Source organism: Pseudomonas rustica, from assembly GCF_049959085.1.
GTDB lineage: Bacteria > Pseudomonadota > Gammaproteobacteria > Pseudomonadales > Pseudomonadaceae > Aquipseudomonas > Aquipseudomonas rustica.
Genome location: NZ_CP188200.1, coordinates 5,093,390 through 5,109,540 on the forward strand (window position 1 = coordinate 5,093,390; position 16,151 = coordinate 5,109,540).

15 protein-coding genes and 2 pseudogenes are annotated in these 16,151 nt (G+C 59.8%); 12 read left to right on the forward strand and 5 right to left on the reverse strand.

Features of this window, described 5'->3' with window-relative positions:
* Positions 1–38 precede the first annotated feature (38 nt).
* Both ACP3TY_RS23175 and ACP3TY_RS23180 read right to left on the reverse strand, forming a co-directional pair.
* Complete coding sequence (locus ACP3TY_RS23175) at positions 39–341, reverse strand: cell division protein ZapA (RefSeq protein WP_053116699.1); 303 nt, start codon at positions 339–341, stop codon at positions 39–41.
* Complete coding sequence (locus ACP3TY_RS23180) at positions 338–568, reverse strand: hypothetical protein (RefSeq protein WP_159811663.1); 231 nt, start codon at positions 566–568, stop codon at positions 338–340. Before ACP3TY_RS23180 ends, ACP3TY_RS23175 begins: the two co-directional genes overlap by 4 nt.
* A 341-nt stretch (positions 569–909) precedes the next feature.
* Between ACP3TY_RS23180 and ACP3TY_RS23185 the strand changes: the two are divergent.
* The 5 genes and pseudogenes from ACP3TY_RS23185 to selO all read left to right on the forward strand — a co-directional run.
* A pseudogene (locus tag ACP3TY_RS23185) lies at positions 910–1,566 on the forward strand (MCP four helix bundle domain-containing protein); the annotation flags it as partial.
* Between the two features lie 303 nt (positions 1,567–1,869).
* A pseudogene (locus ACP3TY_RS23190) lies at positions 1,870–2,469 on the forward strand (methyl-accepting chemotaxis protein); the annotation flags it as partial.
* 194 nt (positions 2,470–2,663) lie between these two features.
* Entirely contained in the window at positions 2,664–4,406 is a 1,743-nt protein-coding gene (locus ACP3TY_RS23195; RefSeq protein WP_212549893.1) for a potassium/proton antiporter, read from the forward strand.
* A gap of 34 nt (positions 4,407–4,440) precedes the next feature.
* On the forward strand, positions 4,441–7,794 hold the full coding sequence (mscK, locus tag ACP3TY_RS23200; protein ID WP_212549894.1) for a mechanosensitive channel MscK: 3,354 nt from the start codon (positions 4,441–4,443) through the stop codon (positions 7,792–7,794).
* 48 nt (positions 7,795–7,842) lie between these two features.
* Positions 7,843–9,306: a protein adenylyltransferase SelO gene (selO, locus tag ACP3TY_RS23205; RefSeq protein WP_400650309.1), complete on the forward strand. Its 1,464-nt coding sequence runs from the start codon at positions 7,843–7,845 to the stop codon at positions 9,304–9,306.
* A 6-nt stretch (positions 9,307–9,312) separates the two neighbouring features.
* Here the strand turns inward: selO and ACP3TY_RS23210 are convergent, their stop codons facing one another.
* Positions 9,313–9,675, reverse strand: a complete 363-nt coding sequence (locus ACP3TY_RS23210) for a type II toxin-antitoxin system PemK/MazF family toxin (protein ID WP_159811659.1) — start codon at positions 9,673–9,675, stop codon at positions 9,313–9,315.
* Complete coding sequence (locus tag ACP3TY_RS23215; protein WP_159811658.1) at positions 9,675–9,944, reverse strand: AbrB/MazE/SpoVT family DNA-binding domain-containing protein; 270 nt, start codon at positions 9,942–9,944, stop codon at positions 9,675–9,677. The genes ACP3TY_RS23210 and ACP3TY_RS23215 overlap by 1 nt, the downstream gene beginning before the upstream one ends.
* A 235-nt stretch (positions 9,945–10,179) precedes the next feature.
* On the opposite strand from ACP3TY_RS23215, the gene trxC reads away from it, so the two are divergent.
* The gene (gene trxC / locus ACP3TY_RS23220; RefSeq protein ID WP_426618576.1) at positions 10,180–10,614 is read left to right on the forward strand and encodes a thioredoxin TrxC; all 435 of its coding nucleotides are present in this window, start codon (positions 10,180–10,182) and stop codon (positions 10,612–10,614) included.
* A 131-nt stretch (positions 10,615–10,745) separates the two neighbouring features.
* Here trxC and ACP3TY_RS23225 read toward each other — a convergent pair whose 3' ends face one another.
* Complete coding sequence (locus ACP3TY_RS23225; RefSeq protein WP_053116690.1) at positions 10,746–11,516, reverse strand: ParA family protein; 771 nt, start codon at positions 11,514–11,516, stop codon at positions 10,746–10,748.
* A gap of 356 nt (positions 11,517–11,872) precedes the next feature.
* On the opposite strand from ACP3TY_RS23225, the gene ACP3TY_RS23230 reads away from it, so the two are divergent.
* From ACP3TY_RS23230 to ACP3TY_RS23255, 6 genes are read left to right on the forward strand one after another with little or no spacing between them, the layout of a single operon-like run.
* The gene (locus ACP3TY_RS23230) at positions 11,873–12,598 is read left to right on the forward strand and encodes a beta-ketoacyl synthase chain length factor (RefSeq protein ID WP_426618577.1); all 726 of its coding nucleotides are present in this window, start codon (positions 11,873–11,875) and stop codon (positions 12,596–12,598) included.
* The gene (locus ACP3TY_RS23235) at positions 12,574–13,386 is read left to right on the forward strand and encodes a lysophospholipid acyltransferase family protein (protein ID WP_426618578.1); all 813 of its coding nucleotides are present in this window, start codon (positions 12,574–12,576) and stop codon (positions 13,384–13,386) included. The genes ACP3TY_RS23230 and ACP3TY_RS23235 overlap by 25 nt, the downstream gene beginning before the upstream one ends.
* The gene (locus tag ACP3TY_RS23240) at positions 13,364–13,639 is read left to right on the forward strand and encodes a phosphopantetheine-binding protein (protein WP_053116687.1); all 276 of its coding nucleotides are present in this window, start codon (positions 13,364–13,366) and stop codon (positions 13,637–13,639) included. The genes ACP3TY_RS23235 and ACP3TY_RS23240 overlap by 23 nt, the downstream gene beginning before the upstream one ends.
* Positions 13,640–13,648: 9 nt before the next feature.
* Positions 13,649–13,903, forward strand: coding sequence for an acyl carrier protein (locus ACP3TY_RS23245; RefSeq protein ID WP_053116686.1), 255 nt, complete (start codon positions 13,649–13,651; stop codon positions 13,901–13,903).
* Positions 13,900–14,445, forward strand: coding sequence for a hypothetical protein (locus ACP3TY_RS23250; protein ID WP_426618579.1), 546 nt, complete (start codon positions 13,900–13,902; stop codon positions 14,443–14,445). The genes ACP3TY_RS23245 and ACP3TY_RS23250 overlap by 4 nt, the downstream gene beginning before the upstream one ends.
* Positions 14,442–16,121 carry an AMP-binding protein gene (locus tag ACP3TY_RS23255; protein ID WP_426618580.1) on the forward strand — a complete coding sequence of 560 codons (1,680 nt, stop codon included), beginning with the start codon at positions 14,442–14,444 and terminating at the stop codon, positions 16,119–16,121. The genes ACP3TY_RS23250 and ACP3TY_RS23255 overlap by 4 nt, the downstream gene beginning before the upstream one ends.
* Positions 16,122–16,151: the final 30 nt, after the last annotated feature.

Sequence of the window (16,151 nt, forward strand, 5' to 3'; positions counted from 1 at the left end):
CCGATCGACAATCTATTCTTTGGTTGTGCGCAACGCCGTCAACCCTGATTGATGGTCTTGGCGATGGTGTCGACCGTGGCGCTGACTTGCTCTTGGTAACGGTCGAGTTCTTCCTGATGCTGCTTCTTCATGTCGATCTGCTGCGAGCACAGATTCATCGCGGCCAGCACCAGCAAGCGATCACCGATCAGCGTCGGGTATTTGCGTTTGGTGTCGGCCAAAGCGGCTTTAAGCATCAATGCTGCGTCCAGCAGGGTCTGTTCTTCCCCGGCCGGTGCCTTGATCGAATAGTCCTCCCCGAGAATGGAGATGACTTTTACCCCTGCTGTGCCGTGGTTCATGCGCTGACGGGACCGGCGTTGACGCGATCAACCAGCGCCTGAATGCGGGCGGCGGTGGTGCCATGCTTTTCTTCCTGTTCCATCAGGCTCAGTTGCAGGCTTTCGTTTTCATCCTTGGCCTGAGCCAGTTCGGTGGACAGGTTCTGATTGGTTTGCGCGAGGGTCTGGTTCTGCTGCACCAGGTCGCTGACGAGCTGTTCCAATTGGCTGAGGGATGCTTCCAACATTTTGATCTTCCAGGCATTTTCAAAGGGCGCGTACGATAAAGAAAAGTCACCACGGATGCCAGGGTTAAACCGGCGCAAGGCCTTGATTTTCCTGGCGGGCGAGCGTTCCCGCGAGCTTTAAAGACTGTGATTTGCCGATCTTGTTCCTGCACTTCGTCGCCGAGCGCCCTCTGCGACAAATACGCGCAGCCCCTCAAGACTTTAGTCGCATGACCGATAAGTCATCCATTCAGCAGTTTTAGCCCGCATGGATGCGGCCCTTCTCGGTACCCTCCATGTCCCTTCGCAATATGAACATCGCCCCACGGGCGTTCACCGGTTTCGCCCTGATTGGCGCATTGATGTTGATCCTCGGCGTGTTCGCGCTCAATCAGATGAGCAAAATTCGCGGCGCCACCGAAGACATCACCAACAGCAGCGTGCCGAGCATCAAGAGCCTCGACGAATTCACCCAGCTGACCCTGCGCCTGCGGGTGCTGTCGTACCGTTTGCTGGTCAACCGCGAACCGGACGTGCAGCAGAAAACCATGGACTTGCTGGACATGCGCAACCAGCAGATCCGCAAGGCCCAGAGCGATTACGAGCCGTTTATCAGCAGCCCCGACGAACGTGCGGCGTACGATCAATATGTGCAGTTGCTGAGCCAGTACCGCCAGATCGAAGACCGGATGAGAACCCTGTCGCGCAACAATCAGGTGGATGAACTGCGCAACCTGCTCAACACCGACTTGCTGACCAACTCCGAAGCGGTCAACACCGTGCTCAACCGTTTGCTGGAGATCAATACCCGGCAAACCGTCGACACCAATCAGCAAGCGGCGGATCAATATTCTTCGGCGTTCGACCTGGTGGTCACCCTGCTGGTGATTGCCACTGCACTGACTTTGTTATTCGCCTGGTTGCTGACCGCCAGCATTACCAAGCCAATCGCCAAGGCACTGGAAGCCGCAGAAACCATCGCTGAAGGCAACCTGACGCAGCCGATTCAGGTCGATGGCAGTGACGAAGCCGGGCGCTTGCTGGCAGCGATGGCGAAGATGCAATCGAAGCTGCGCGACACTTTGCAGCGGATTTCCGGGTCGGCCACGCAACTGGCGTCGGCAGCGGAAGAACTCAACAGCGTCACCGACGAAAGCGCACGCGGCCTGGTGCAGCAGAACAACGAAATCGAACAAGCGGCCACCGCGGTCAACGAAATGACCAGCGCCGTGGAAGAAGTTGCGCGCAACGCGGTGAGCACCTCGGAAGCCTCGAAGAACGCTACAACGTCGGCCGGCGATGGTCGTGATCTGGTGCAGGAAACCGTCAGCGCCATCGAACGCATGAGCGCCGATGTACAGAGCACAGCATCGTTGATCGGTGATCTGGCCAATGAATCCCGAGACATCGGCAAGGTGCTGGATGTGATTCGTGGTTTGGCCGATCAGACCAACCTGCTGGCGCTGAACGCGGCGATTGAAGCGGCGCGCGCCGGTGAAGCCGGTCGTGGTTTTGCGGTGGTGGCGGATGAAGTGCGCGCCTTGGCGCATCGCACACAGCAGTCGACCAGTGAAATCGAGCGGATGATCGGCAGCATTCAGAGCGGCACCGAACACGCGGTGGATTCGATGCGCAACAGCACCGAACGCGCGGAGTCGACGTTGAACATTGCTCGCGGCGCGGGGATGTCGCTGGATACGATCAACACTGCCATTGTTGAAATTAACGAGCGCAACCTGGTGATCGCCAGCGCGGCGGAAGAGCAGGCGCAGGTGGCGCGCGAGGTGGATCGTAACCTGGTGAATATTCGGGATTTGTCGGTGCAATCAGCGACCGGGGCCAATCAGACGAGTGCGGCGAGTAATGAGCTGTCGCGGCTGGCGCTGGATCTGAACAATATGGTTGGGCGGTTTAGCCTCTGAAAAAGCAAAAGATCGCAGCCTGCGGCAGCTCCTACACGGGATTGATGTGCACCCTGTAGGAGCTGCCGCAGGCTGCGATCCTTTGATCTTGAAAAAAGCTTTTTGACAGCATCACATTTCAACAGGTTAGAATCGCTGGCACGCAGACTGCATGGTCAGTTTGTGCCCGTCTTTACGCTTCTGGAGTACTGCCTTTGAATGCGACGACCATCAACAGCCTGTTCTTGATCGGCGCGTTGCTGGTAGGTGCAAGCATTCTCGTCAGCTCACTCTCCTCCCGTCTCGGCATCCCGATTCTGGTCATTATCCTCGCAGTCGGCATGGCCGCCGGGGTTGATGGCGGCGGGATTATTTTCGATAACTACCCAACGGCCTATCTGGTCGGCAACCTCGCACTGGCGGTGATCCTCCTCGACGGCGGCTTGCGCACACGGGTTTCGAGTTTCCGCGTGGCGTTGTGGCCGGCGTTATCGCTGGCGACGGTCGGGGTGTTGATCACCACCGGGCTGACCGGCATGGCCGCCGCATGGCTGTTCGACCTGAACCTGATCCAAGGCCTGCTCATCGGCGCCATCGTCGGCTCGACGGACGCCGCAGCGGTGTTCTCCTTGCTCGGCGGCAAAGGCCTGAACGAACGGGTTACGGCCAGCCTGGAAATCGAATCCGGCAGCAACGACCCGATGGCGGTGTTTCTCACCGTAACCCTGATCGACATGCTTGCCAGCGGCCAGACCGGCCTGCACTGGAGCCTGCTGACCCACCTGATCCGCGAGTTCGGCATCGGCGGCGTGATCGGTCTCGGCGGCGGTTGGGTCATGCTGCAATTGGTCAACCGCATCAATCTGGCCAACGGCCTATATCCGATTCTGGTGATTGCCGGCGGTCTGGTGGTGTTCGCCCTGACCAACGCCTTGCACGGCAGCGGTTTCCTCGCGGTGTATCTGTGCGGTCTGGTCATCGGCAACCGCCCGGTGCGCAGCCGTCACGGCATTCTGCACATGCTCGACGGCATGGCGTGGCTGGCGCAGATCGGCATGTTCCTTGTGCTGGGGCTGCTGGTGACGCCGCATGATTTGCTGCCGATCGCCCTGCCCGCCCTCGGTCTGGCGCTATGGATGATTCTGTTCGCGCGACCGCTGTCGGTGATGGTCGGTCTGCTGCCGTTCAAAGCCTTCCATGGCCGTGAAAAAGCCTTTATTTCCTGGGTCGGCCTGCGTGGCGCAGTACCGATCATTTTGGCGGTGTTCCCGCTGATGGCCGGGCTGCCGAATGCGCAGCTGTACTTCAACCTCGCCTTCTTTATCGTGCTGGTGTCGCTGTTGGTGCAGGGCACAAGCCTGCCGTGGGTCGCCAAATTGTTGAAGGTGACGGTGCCGCCGGAGCCTGCGCCGATTTCCCGGGCGGCGCTGGAAGTCCATGTCACCAGCGAGTGGGAGCTGTTCGTTTATAAGCTCGGCGCGGAGAAATGGTGCATCGGTTCACCCCTGCGCGAGCTGAAAATGCCCGAAGGAACCCGCATCGCTGCCCTGTTTCGTGGCCAGCAACTGCTCCATCCGTCGGGTAGTACGGTGCTGGAAGTCGATGATTTGCTGTGTGTTATCGGCCACGAACACAACTTGCCGGCCCTCGGAAAACTGTTCAGCCAGGCGCCACAACGCGGCCTCGATTTGCGTTTCTTCGGCGACTTTGTGCTCGAAGGAGACGCCCAGCTTAAAGCGGTTGCAGCGCTGTATGGCCTGCCGGCCGAGGGCATCGATCCGGACATGACCCTGGGCGCCTTCATCGCGCAGAAAGTCGGCGGCGCACCGATCGTTGGCGACCAGGTGGAGTGGAACAACACCCACTGGACGGTTGCGGTCATGGACGGGAACAAGATCGGCAAAGTGGGCGTCAGATTCCCCGAAGGAAGTCGCCCGGGCCCCGGACTCTTCCTCTAAACTGCGTCCACTATCACTTGCTTGACCGGTCTCTATGCCTACCCTGCGCTCCTTTTTCGCCGCGGCCCTGCTGGGCCTGAGTCTTACTGTCGGCCCGCTGTATGCCGCCGAACCACCGTCCAGCGATGCCGTCCAGGCCAGCCTGGACAAACTTGCCGACAGCAAACTGCCGGATGCCGACAAAAAGACCCTGCAAACCGTCCTGCAGAACACGCTCAATCAGCTGAACAATCAGCGTGATTACGAGCAGAAACTGATCGACCTCAAGCAGCAACTGGCGACCGCACCCAAGCAGACCATCGAAAACGCTCGCGAACTGACGCGCCTCAAAGCCACGACCGTGGTGCCGGTGGCGCAGCGCTTCCCCCGCGAATCGATCACGCAACTGGAGCAGATCCTCACCGACCGCTCCACCCAGCAAAGTGATCTGCAAAAAGCCTTGGCCGACGCCAACAGCCTGATCATCACCGCGCAGACGCGCCCGGAGCGCGCTCAGGCGGAAATCTCCGCCAGCCAGACGCGCATTCAGCAGATCAACAACATCCTCAAGTCCGGCAAGGACGCGGGCAAATCCGTCAGCGCCGAGCAGCGTGATCAACTCAACGCTGAACTGGCGGCGCTGAACGCGCTGATCCCGTTGCGCCGCCAGGAGCTGGCCGGCAACAGCCAGTTGCAGGATCTCGGCAATGCCCAGCATGACTTGCTCTCGGAAAAATCCGACCGCCTCGACCGCGAGATTCAGGAGCTGCAGACCCTGATCAACCAGAAGCGTCTGGCGCAGTCGCAGGAAACAGTAACCCAGCAATCGATCGAAGCGCAGAAGGCCGGCGGCAGCAGCTTGCTCGCCAGCGAAAGCACGGCCAACCTCAAGCTCTCCGACTACCTGCTGAAAAGCACCGACCGCCTCAACGAAGTCACCCAGCAAAACCTGCAGACCAAACAGCAACTCGATACCCTGACCCAGAGCGATTCCGCCCTCGACGAGCAGATCAACGTACTCAAAGGCAGCCTGCTGCTGTCGAAGATTCTCTATAAGCAGAAGCAGGCCCTGCCGCGCCTGAAGGTCGACCGCGACCTGGCCGATCAGATCGCCGACATTCGTCTGTATCAGTTTGAAGTCAGCCAACAGCGCGAACTGCTCAGCAGTCCGACCACCTACGTCGACAACCTGCTCGCCACGCAGCCGCCGGAACAAGTCACCCCGCAACTGCGCAAAAGCCTGCTGGATCTGGCCAACACCCGCGCCGACCTGCTGGAGCGGCTGAACCGCGAACTGAGCGCGGTGCTCAACGAATCGATCACCCTGCAACTCAATCAGAAACAACTGCTGAGCACCGCGCAAAGCCTGCGCGCGACCCTCGATGAGCAGATGTTCTGGATTCCGAGCAACAAGCCGCTGGATCTGGAGTGGATGCGCAGCGTGCCGGAGCGCCTCAAGCGTCAGGTCGACACACTGCCGTGGGCTTCAAGCCTCAGCGAATTGACTGATGGCCTGACCCAGCGACCACTGCTGTTCCTGCCGTTGGCGCTGCTGATCGGCGCCTTGTTGTGGCGCCGCAAAAGTCTCTACGGGCGCCTGAACAAGGTTCACCAGGACATCGGTCACTTCAAGCGCGACAGCCAGTGGCACACGCCGCAAGCGATCCTGATCAACATTCTGTTGGCGATGCCGGTGGCACTGGCGCTGGCCCTGTGTGGTCTGGCCTTGCAGATCGACGCACGCGGACAGAACGCCAACATGGGCGCGGCGCTGCTGCAAATGGCGCAGGCGTGGCTGGTGTTTTACACCGCGTACCGGATTCTCGCGCCGGCCGGCGTGGCCGAGCTGCACTTCCGCTGGGAGAAACCGCAGGTGGAATTCCTGCGCGGCTGGATCCGTCGGCTCGGTCTGGTGGTCATGGCATTGGTAACGATTGTCGCTGTTGCCGAACTGCAACCCGCGGCACTCGCCGACGACGTGCTCGGCATGCCGGTGGTACTGACCTGCTACGCCTTGATGGCCTGGCTGCTCAGCCGCCTGCTGATCAGCAGCCCGGCCCACGAAAACACTTCGCTGTTCCGCAAAGCCGTCGGCGTGATGTTCACGGTGCTGCCGATCGCCCTGTTCGTCGCGGTGTGCTTCGGCTACTACTACACCGCGCTGAAACTCAGCGACCGCTTGATCAACACCCTGTATTTGCTGATGTTCTGGCTGGTGATCGAAGCCACTTTCGTTCGCGGCCTGAGCGTTGCTGCACGGCGTCTGGCCTACCAGCGCGCACTGGCCAAACGGCAGGCAGCGAAAGAGGCTGGCGACGGCGAAGCGGTGATCGAAGAGCCGACGCTGGACATCGAAAAGGTCAACGAACAGTCGCTGCGCCTGATCCGTCTGGCCCTGCTCGGCGGCTTTATCGCGGCGCTGTACTGGGTCTGGTCGGATCTGATTTCGGTGTTCTCGTACCTCGACAACATCACCCTCTACGAATACACCAGCGGCACCGGCGCCAACATGAGCATGGTGCCGATCAGCATCGGCGACATGCTCGGCGCGTTGATCATCATCGGCATTACCTTCGCCCTCGCGCGCAACTTGCCGGGCTTGCTCGAAGTGTTCGTGCTGTCCAAGCTCAATCTGGCGCAGGGCAGCGCGTACGCGACCACGACGCTACTGTCGTACGTGATCGCCGGTGTCGGTTTCGTCTCGACGCTGTCGACCCTCGGCGTCAGTTGGGACAAGTTGCAATGGCTGGTGGCGGCGCTGTCGGTCGGTCTCGGTTTCGGTATGCAGGAGATCTTTGCGAACTTCATCTCCGGCATCATGATCCTCTTCGAACGCCCGGTGCGGATCGGTGACACCATCACCATCGGCAACCTGTCGGGCACGGTGAGCAAGATCCGCATCCGCGCCACGACCATCACCGACTTCGACCGCAAGGACATCATTGTCCCGAACAAGACGTTCATCACCGGGCAACTGATCAACTGGTCGCTGACTGACACCATCACCCGCGTGACGCTGAAACTCGGCGTCGATTACGGCTCCGATCTGGATCTGGTCAAGGAATTGCTGCTCAAGGCTGCCCGCGAGAATCCGCGCGTGCTCAAGGAACCCGAGCCGCACGTGTACTTCCTCAACTTCGGCGAAAGCACCCTCGACCATGAGTTGCGCATGCACGTGCGTGACCTCGGTGACCGCAACCCGGTGCTCGATGAGGTCAACCGCTTCATCAACCGCGAGTTCAAGAAGCAGCACATCAACATCTCGTTCCGGCAGATGGAGGTGTACCTGAAGAATCTGCACGGTCAGGAATACAAGATGGTGCCGATCGAGCCGGAGACGAAAACCATCGTGCCGGTCGCCGACGATCAGAAACCGCTGCAAGAGCCGCCGCCGGCCAAACTCGACTAACCGGTCTATTCCCAGCAGAATGCTCGGACATTCTGCTGGAGCAGGCCCTTGAAAGCCCTCGACGAACTGACCTTCGACAATCGCTTCGCCCGCCTCGGTGACGCGTTTTCCGCCCACGTGCTGCCCGAGCCGATCGACAATCCGCGTCTGGTCGTTGCCAGCCCGGCGGCGCTGGCGTTGCTGGATCTCGATCCAGCCACCGCCGAAACCGAGGAATTTGCCGAACTGTTTGGCGGCCACAAGCTGTGGGCCGATGCCGAGCCGCGCGCGATGGTCTATTCCGGGCATCAATTCGGTGGCTACACGCCGCAACTGGGCGATGGTCGCGGACTGCTGCTGGGCGAGGTCTACAACGCAGCGGGCGAGCATTGGGACTTGCACCTCAAGGGCGCTGGTCAGACGCCGTTTTCGCGTATGGGCGATGGTCGCGCGGTGCTGCGCTCGTCGATCCGCGAGTTCCTCGCCTCAGAAGCGCTGTTCGGGCTGAATATTCCATCCTCGCGCGCAGCCTGCGTGATCGGCTCCGACACCCCGGTCTGGCGCGAAAAACAGGAACGCGCGGCGATGGTGCTGCGTCTGGCGCCGAGCCATATCCGCTTCGGCCACTTCGAATATTTCTACTACACCAAACGCCCCGAACAGCAGAAAGCACTCGGCGAGCACGTGCTGGCCATGCATTTCCCGGAATGCCTTGAGCAGCCGGAACCGTATCTGGCGATGTTCCGCGAGATCGTCGAGCGCAACGCCGAACTGATCGCCAAATGGCAAGCCTACGGCTTCTGCCACGGGGTAATGAACACCGACAACATGTCGATCCTCGGCATCACCTTCGACTTCGGCCCGTTCGCCTTCCTCGACGACTTCGACGCCAACTTCATCTGCAACCACTCGGATGATCAGGGCCGCTACTCGTTCAGCAATCAGGTGCCGGTCGGCCAGTGGAACCTCAGCGCGCTGGCCCAGGCATTGACGCCGTTTATCAGTGTCGAAGCCCTGCGCGAAACCCTCGGTTTGTACCTGCCGCTGTTCCAAGCGCACTACCTCGACCTGATGCGCCGCCGCTTCGGCTTCACCAGCGCCGAAGACGACGACCAGAAACTGCTCGAAGATCTGCTGCAACTGATGCAAAACAGCGGCGTCGACTACACGCTGTTCTTCCGCCGACTCGGCGAAGACTCACCTCAGCAGGCAGTTGCTCAGTTGCGCGACGACTTTGTCGACATCAAAGGCTTCGACGCCTGGGGCGAACGCTACGTCGCCCGGGTTGCCCGCGATGGCGTTCCTGATCAAGAACAGCGCCGCGCGCAGATGCACGCGGTTAACCCGCTGTACATCCTGCGTAATTATTTGGCGCAAAAAGCTATCGACGCGGCGGAGCAAGGGGATTACTCAGAGGTACGCCGGCTGCACGCGGTGCTGAGCAAACCGTTTGAAGAACAGCCGGGGATGGAAGGTTATGCCGAGCGGCCTCCGGAGTGGGGAAAGCATTTGGAGATTAGTTGTTCTTCGTGAGGCGTCTCAGCTTAGCGGATCGATTGCACTGATCACACGGTCGACAATGTCAGACATTGTCACGTCATCCAGTCGCTCAATGAATTTGGCCGTGCCGTCTCGCACCCGTTGTTCGATGTCAAAACTCCGAACCTGATTACACACCGCTACACCATTGGTTTCGTGGCCAGTAATGGCCACTGCCAAACCCAAATTCCGGCTGAAATTCCCACCACTAGTAACAGGCACCGTCATGCTTACACCCAATGCGTTGATTTCTCTGGGCGTAATCACCACAAAGCGATGCCTGTCCTTCATTTCCCGCCCTGCGACGGGATTTGGATCAATCCAGTAGACGTCACCCCGCTGTGGAGGCTGTCTGCGCACCATCAACCCAGCTCCCGGCCAACAGGGCCACCATCAAGAGCTTCAGCAGTCTGGACGTTCAGTTTCTGCAATTCCTCTGCGCCTTCGAGTAACTCGGACAAGCTATAACGCTTACGAGCAGGAGGCGCAGCGGGACGGGCAATCAATTCACCGTCAACGACGTTGAGCTCAAGCTGCGCCCCCACCTCCAAATGCAATAGCTTCAACAGCGTCGGCGGAATTGTAATGATGGCAGCGCCACCTTGGCGGCGAATTTTGGAAGTTACGGACATTATGTCGCTCCGATTTGATGCAGAGAGATCATCGAACTCTCGGTTAGTGCAACAAAAGTAGCACGCAGATAAAGACAAAGCGATCTCCTCACGACAAGCGTAAAACGCTGAATTGGCCTTCAGACTAGCCATCGATCCCGGAATGCTTTGAGAAAACTGTGAGCAGTTGAGACATTGATAAATTGGCAGATCGACTCCAAATCAGCCCTATAGACTGCCTCTTAGAGAACCCATCATGACCAGCCCACTCCTCATCCCCTGCCCCTCCTGCAACGGCCTCAACCGCATCCCGCCCGAGCGCCTCGCCGATCAACCGAAATGCGGTCGCTGCAAATCCCCGGTGCTATTGAGCAAACCCTTCGAACTCAAGCAAGGCGATTACGCCAGTCAGATCAAAGGTGATCTGCCGTTGCTGGTGGATGTCTGGGCGGAGTGGTGTGGGCCGTGCAAGTCGTTTGCGCCGGTGTTCGAGCAGGCGGCGGTGCAGTTGGCGGGCAAGTGTCGGTTGGCCAAGCTGGATAGCGAGGCGAATCAGCAGTTGTCGGCGCAGTTGGGGATTCGCTCGATTCCGAGTTTGATTCTGTTCAAGAATGGCAAAGAGCTGGCGCGACAGAGTGGCGCGTTGCCGTTGCCGCAGTTGCTGGCGTGGCTGCGTAGCCAAGGCATCTGACACACCGTAGATCGAATGTGGGAGCGAGCCTGCTCGCGAAAGCGTCCGTTCAGTCAACATATGTGTTGAAAGTACCGACCTCTTCGCGAGCAGGCTCGCTCCCACAGGGGATTTGTGGATTGTTTGAAAGATCAGTGCCCTTCGATCAGGTTGTGCAGTTCGACAAATTGCTGGGTCAGTTTGTGTCGCGGATCGAGGTGGATCAGCGGTGTGCTGGCCTGATGGGATTCGCGCATGCGCACCGAGCTGGTCAGGTATACCGGCAGCACCGGCAACCCTTCGGCAATCAATTCATCGAGAATCTGCTGCGGCAGGCTGGCCCGGGCCTGGAACTGGTTGACCACGATGCCTTCAACTTCCAGACCTTCGTTGTGATCCTCTTTCAACTCTTCGATTTCCGCGATCAGTCCATACAAGGCCTGACGCGAGAAGCTGTCGCAATCGAAGGGAATCAGCACACGATCAGCGGCAATCAGTGCTGATACCGCGTAAAAATTCAGCGCCGGCGGCGTATCGAGATAAATCCGGTCGTAATCCTCGGACAGTTCATCAAGCAACTTACGCAGCTTGTTGATCTTGTGCTTGGCTTCAAGTTTGGGCTGCAAATCGGCCAGTTCGGCGGTGGCGGTGATGATGTGCAGGTTGTCGAACGGGGTTTCGTAAATATCCGCCTGGTTTTTCTTCGAGAACGGCCCGGAAGACAGCGTCTGCTTGAAGAAATCGGCAATGCCCATCGGGATGTCGTCGCCGGTGAGCCCGGTCAGATACTGAGTGGAGTTGGCCTGGGCATCGAGATCCACCAACAACGTGCGATAACCCTCGCTGGCACTGACCGCCGCCAGATTGCAGGCAATGCTCGATTTGCCTACACCACCTTTCTGATTGAACACCACGCGCCGCATGACAAAACCTCCGTGTATCAAAGAATGACCGAGTGTAGATGCGCGCGGCCTCGCTTCGCTACCTCATCGGACATGGACTACACAGTCAGGTGCAAACTTCCGTCTGCAGTCTCAGTAAAAACTGCCGACGATTGACGAGATCCCCGACAGACAGGCCCGCGCCAATCTGGATAATGGCCAAATGACAGTTTTACCGCGAACCAGCCAGTACATTTCATTGCGCAAAATGTAACCAGCATTTGCTACACGCCCGTCGCACCGGGATAATGCGCGCCACCCGGCGCCAAGCGCCACGCCAAGTCCGCTGCGGCTTTGGTGGCTAAATGCGTCAACAAAAGCCCGCAGGGGCGGGATGAATGTCCGTGATCAACTTCAACATCGCCCAATGGCGCGCGTGGGCTCCCGGGCTCGACAGCGTGGACGCCTGGCAGGCCTGGAGCCGACAACCGGTCGTGCTCCAGAGCAGTGATGCCGCGCCCGATGTGTCGTTTTTACCGGCCATGCAGCGGCGCCGTCTTAGTCGACTGGCGCGGATGGCGTTCAGCGTTGGCTGGCCACTCGCCGACGGGCGGGAAAACCTGCCGTTGGTATTTGTCTCGCGCCACGGCGAAACCCCGCGCACGTACGAAATTCTCAGCGATCTGGCCACCGACCAGCCGCTATCCCCCACCCAGTTCAGCCTGTCAGTGCATAACGCGATCATCGGTCTTTGGTCGATCATGCGCGGCGAAACCAGCGAAATGACCGCCCTTGCCGCAGCGGGTGACGGCCTCGAACACGGCATGCTCGAAGCGGCGGCACTACTGAATGAAGGCGCCCCGGCCGTGTTGCTGGTGATCACCGAGGAACAACCGCCGCAAGCCTATTCGCAGTGGATTGATGATGTGCCGTTCCCTTACGCGCTGGGTCTGTTGCTAACCCCCGGTACCGACTGGCGGCTGACCCTGAACAGCACCCCGCAAGCACTGTCCAAATCGGACTGGCCCCACGCGCTCAATCTGTTGCGTACCCTGCTCGGCCAGCAAACCCTTTGCCAACATGCCTGGAAAAATCGTGTATGGACCTGGCAACGCAAGCCGTGACCGAGAAAAACCGCGACGCCTATTACTGGCGGTTGCTGGCCACCGCCGCAAGCTTCGCCCTGTTCGGGCTCGGCGGGCTGTGCCTGCGCCTGGTGGTATTCCCGATTCTCGGCTGTCTGCCCGGCGACGCGCTGGTTCATCGCCAACGCGCGCGGCAGATGGTCGGTCGGCTGTTCTGGTTTTTTGTGCAGTTCATGGCCCGCACCGGCGTGCTGACCTACGACATTCAAGGCGCAGAACGCCTCGGCCGACCGGGGCAAATGATCATCGCCAACCATCCGTCGCTGATCGACGTGGTGTTTCTGATCGGCCTGGTGCGCCAGGCCAATTGCGTGGTGAAGAAAAGCCTGTGGGAAAACCCCTTCACCCGTGGCCCGCTGCGCCGCACCGAATACATCAGCAATGACGGCAGCATGGACATGCTCGACGCCGCCGCAGAATCATTGCAAAGCGGCCAGAGCCTGATCATTTTCCCCGAAGGCACCCGCACTCAGCCGGGACAGCCGCCAGCCTTTCATCGGGGCGCCGCAGCCATTGCCCTGCGCGGTGCGAAAATCCTCACGCCCGTGATCATCAAGGTCAACCCGACCACCCTGACCAAAGCCGAGCCGTGGTATCGCATCCCGCGCCGTCGTGTGCACTTCAGTTTTCGGGTCGGGGCCGATATAGATCCACAGACCTTCGCCGCGCAGGGGCCCGCCCCGCAAGCCTCGCGCAAGCTCAACGATTATTTGCATTCTTACTTTATCAAGGAGCTCGCCGAAGATGAGCGAACTGAACACCCCTAGCCTGGTGCGTGACATCAAACTGCTGATCATCGACGCCCTCGGCCTCGAAGACATCAGCGCCGACGACATCGGTGACGAACAAACGCTGTTCGGTGAAGGCCTGGGCCTGGATTCCGTCGACGCGCTGGAATTGGGTCTGGCGATCCAGAAAAAGTACGGCATCAAAATCGACGCCGACGCCAAAGACACCCGCAACCATTTCACCAACGTGGCGAGCCTTGCGGCCTTCGTCACGGCAAAACAGGCAGCTTGAGACCGGACCATGCAAACTCGTGACGACATTTTCAACACCCTGCGCGATGCCTTGGTCGAGCTGTTCGAACTGGATCCGGCCCGCGTAAGCCTGGATTCCAACCTGTATCAGGATCTGGAAATCGACAGCATCGACGCGGTCGATCTGATCGATCACATCAAACGCCAGACCGGCAAGAAAATCGCCGCCGAAGAGTTCAAGACCGTGCGCACCGTCGGTGACGTGGTCGAGGCGGTTTACCGTCTGGTTCAACCGGCCGCATGAGCCGATTGATCGGCCTGGGCCTGCTGCTGGCCGGTCTGCTGTACCCCTTTGCGGTGTATTTCGGCATGGAGCACTTCGCCCCGTGGCAGTTCGGTCTGCTGCTGGGCGGCTTGTGGCTCGCGCGCGCCCTGACCGGCGAGCGCAAACCCGGCAGCCTGTGGATGGCTTGCGTGGCGATCGTGTTCTGCCTGTTGCTGGCGCTGTTCGACAGTCCGCTGTTACTGCGTTGGTACCCGGTGCTGATCAGCGGTTTCATGCTGGTGCTGTTCAGCCTGAGCCTGAAATACGGGCCGCCGATGGTCGAGCGACTGGCGCGGTTGCGTGAGTCAGAGCTGCCGGACATCGCGATTCGCTACACACGCAAGGTCACGGTGGCCTGGAGCGTGTTTTTCTTTTGCAACGGTTTGTGCGCCGCCCTCCTGACCCTGTGGGCGCCGCTGAATTGGTGGATGTTGTACACCGGCCTGATCTCCTACGGATTGATCGGCCTGATGTTTGCCATTGAATGGCTAATACGACAACGGGTAAGAGGCCGTACATGAACTGGATAAAACTTGAGCAGTTGTTGCTCAAGGCCCTGCCGGCGCGGGCGATTTGCGCTGCGCCGGCACTCGATCACGCGCAACTGTGCGAACAGGCGCTGAGCGTTGCCGCCGGCCTGCAAGCGCAGGGCGTTAAGCGCCTCGCCGTGCATCTGGAGGATGCCGCTGATCTCGCCATCGCCCTGCTCGGAGCGTGGCGCGCCGGCGTCAGCGTGTTGTTGCCGTCGGATTTGCAGCCGCAAACTCGCCAGCGCTGGTCGAGCGAAGTCGATCTGTGGCTGACCGATCACGCCGAAGACGCGCACCTGACTGACTTTCAGCAGCCGGCATTGCCCGCTGCGGTGTTGAATCTCGATCAATGTCAGCTGAGCCTGTGCACCTCCGGCTCCAGCGGCGAACCCAAGCGTATCGACAAAACCCTGCGCCAACTGGCGAATGAAGTTGAAGCGCTGGAGCAACTGTGGGGCGCGGATCTTGCTGAAGCCTGCATCATCGGCAGCGTCGCCACTCAACACATCTATGGTTTGCTGTTTCGCGTGTTGTGGCCGCTGTGCGCCGGGCGCCCGTTTGTGCGCAAGCAACTGGCCTTCCCGGAAGACATGCAGCGCGCCAGCCGCGAACATCCGACCTTCGCCTGGGTCGCGAGCCCGGCGCTGCTCAAACGCATGGGCGACAACCTTGATTGGCCAGCGCTCAGTGCCGTGCGCCGAGTGTTTTCCTCCGGTGGCGCGCTGCCGCTTGAGGCTGCGCAAAGTCTGCAAAAACGCTTGCAGCAATGGCCGACGGAAATCCTCGGCAGCTCGGAAACCGGCGGCATTGCCTGGCGTCAGGGTGAACAACTGTGGCAACCGTTCGCCGGTGTCCAATTGAGCCAGGACAGCGAGGGCGCGCTGTTGATCGCTTCGCCTTATCTGCCAGGCGGCCATGTTGAACACACCGCCGATGCCGCGCGCATTGCTGCCGATGGTCGTTTCGAGTTGTTGGGACGGCTGGATCGCATCGTCAAACTCGAAGAAAAACGTATTTCTTTGCCGATGCTGGAACAGGCCTTGGTCGCTCACGACTGGGTTGCCGAAGCGCGGCTTGGCGTGGTGCAGGAAAACCGCGCGTCCCTTGGCGCCCTGCTGGTGCTCAGCGATTCGGGGTTGTTTGCGTTGCGTGAACATGGCCGCCGCAGCCTCACCGAAACTTTGCGCCAGCATTTGCGCCAACACTGTGAAGCTCTGGCCCTGCCGCGACGCTGGCGGCTGGTGCGGCAATTGCCGTTGAACAGCCAGGGCAAACTGCCCCAGGCCGAGGTTGAAGCACTGTTGATGGCGCCGCGTCCGAAAGCGCCGGAAGTGCTGTCGCAGGTCGAGACTGAGGGTGAATGGAGTTTGCAACTGAGCGTGCCGCCGGATCTGGCTTATTTCAGCGGCCACTTCCCCAAAGCGCCGGTATTGCCGGGCGTGGTGCAGGTGGAATGGGCGCTGAACCTTGGGCGGCAGTTGTTGAATCTGAGCGGGCCGTTTGCCGGGATGGAAGTGCTGAAGTTCCAGCAACTGGTGCGGCCGGGGGATGAAATTCAGCTGCACTTGCGCTTTGATCCGGAGCGCAGCAAGTTGTATTTCGCTTATCGCAATGACACGGCGACGTGCTCCAGTGGGCGGATTCTTTTGGGTGTAGAGCATGATTGACCTTGGTGAGTGCTGCGCACTCAATCGCGA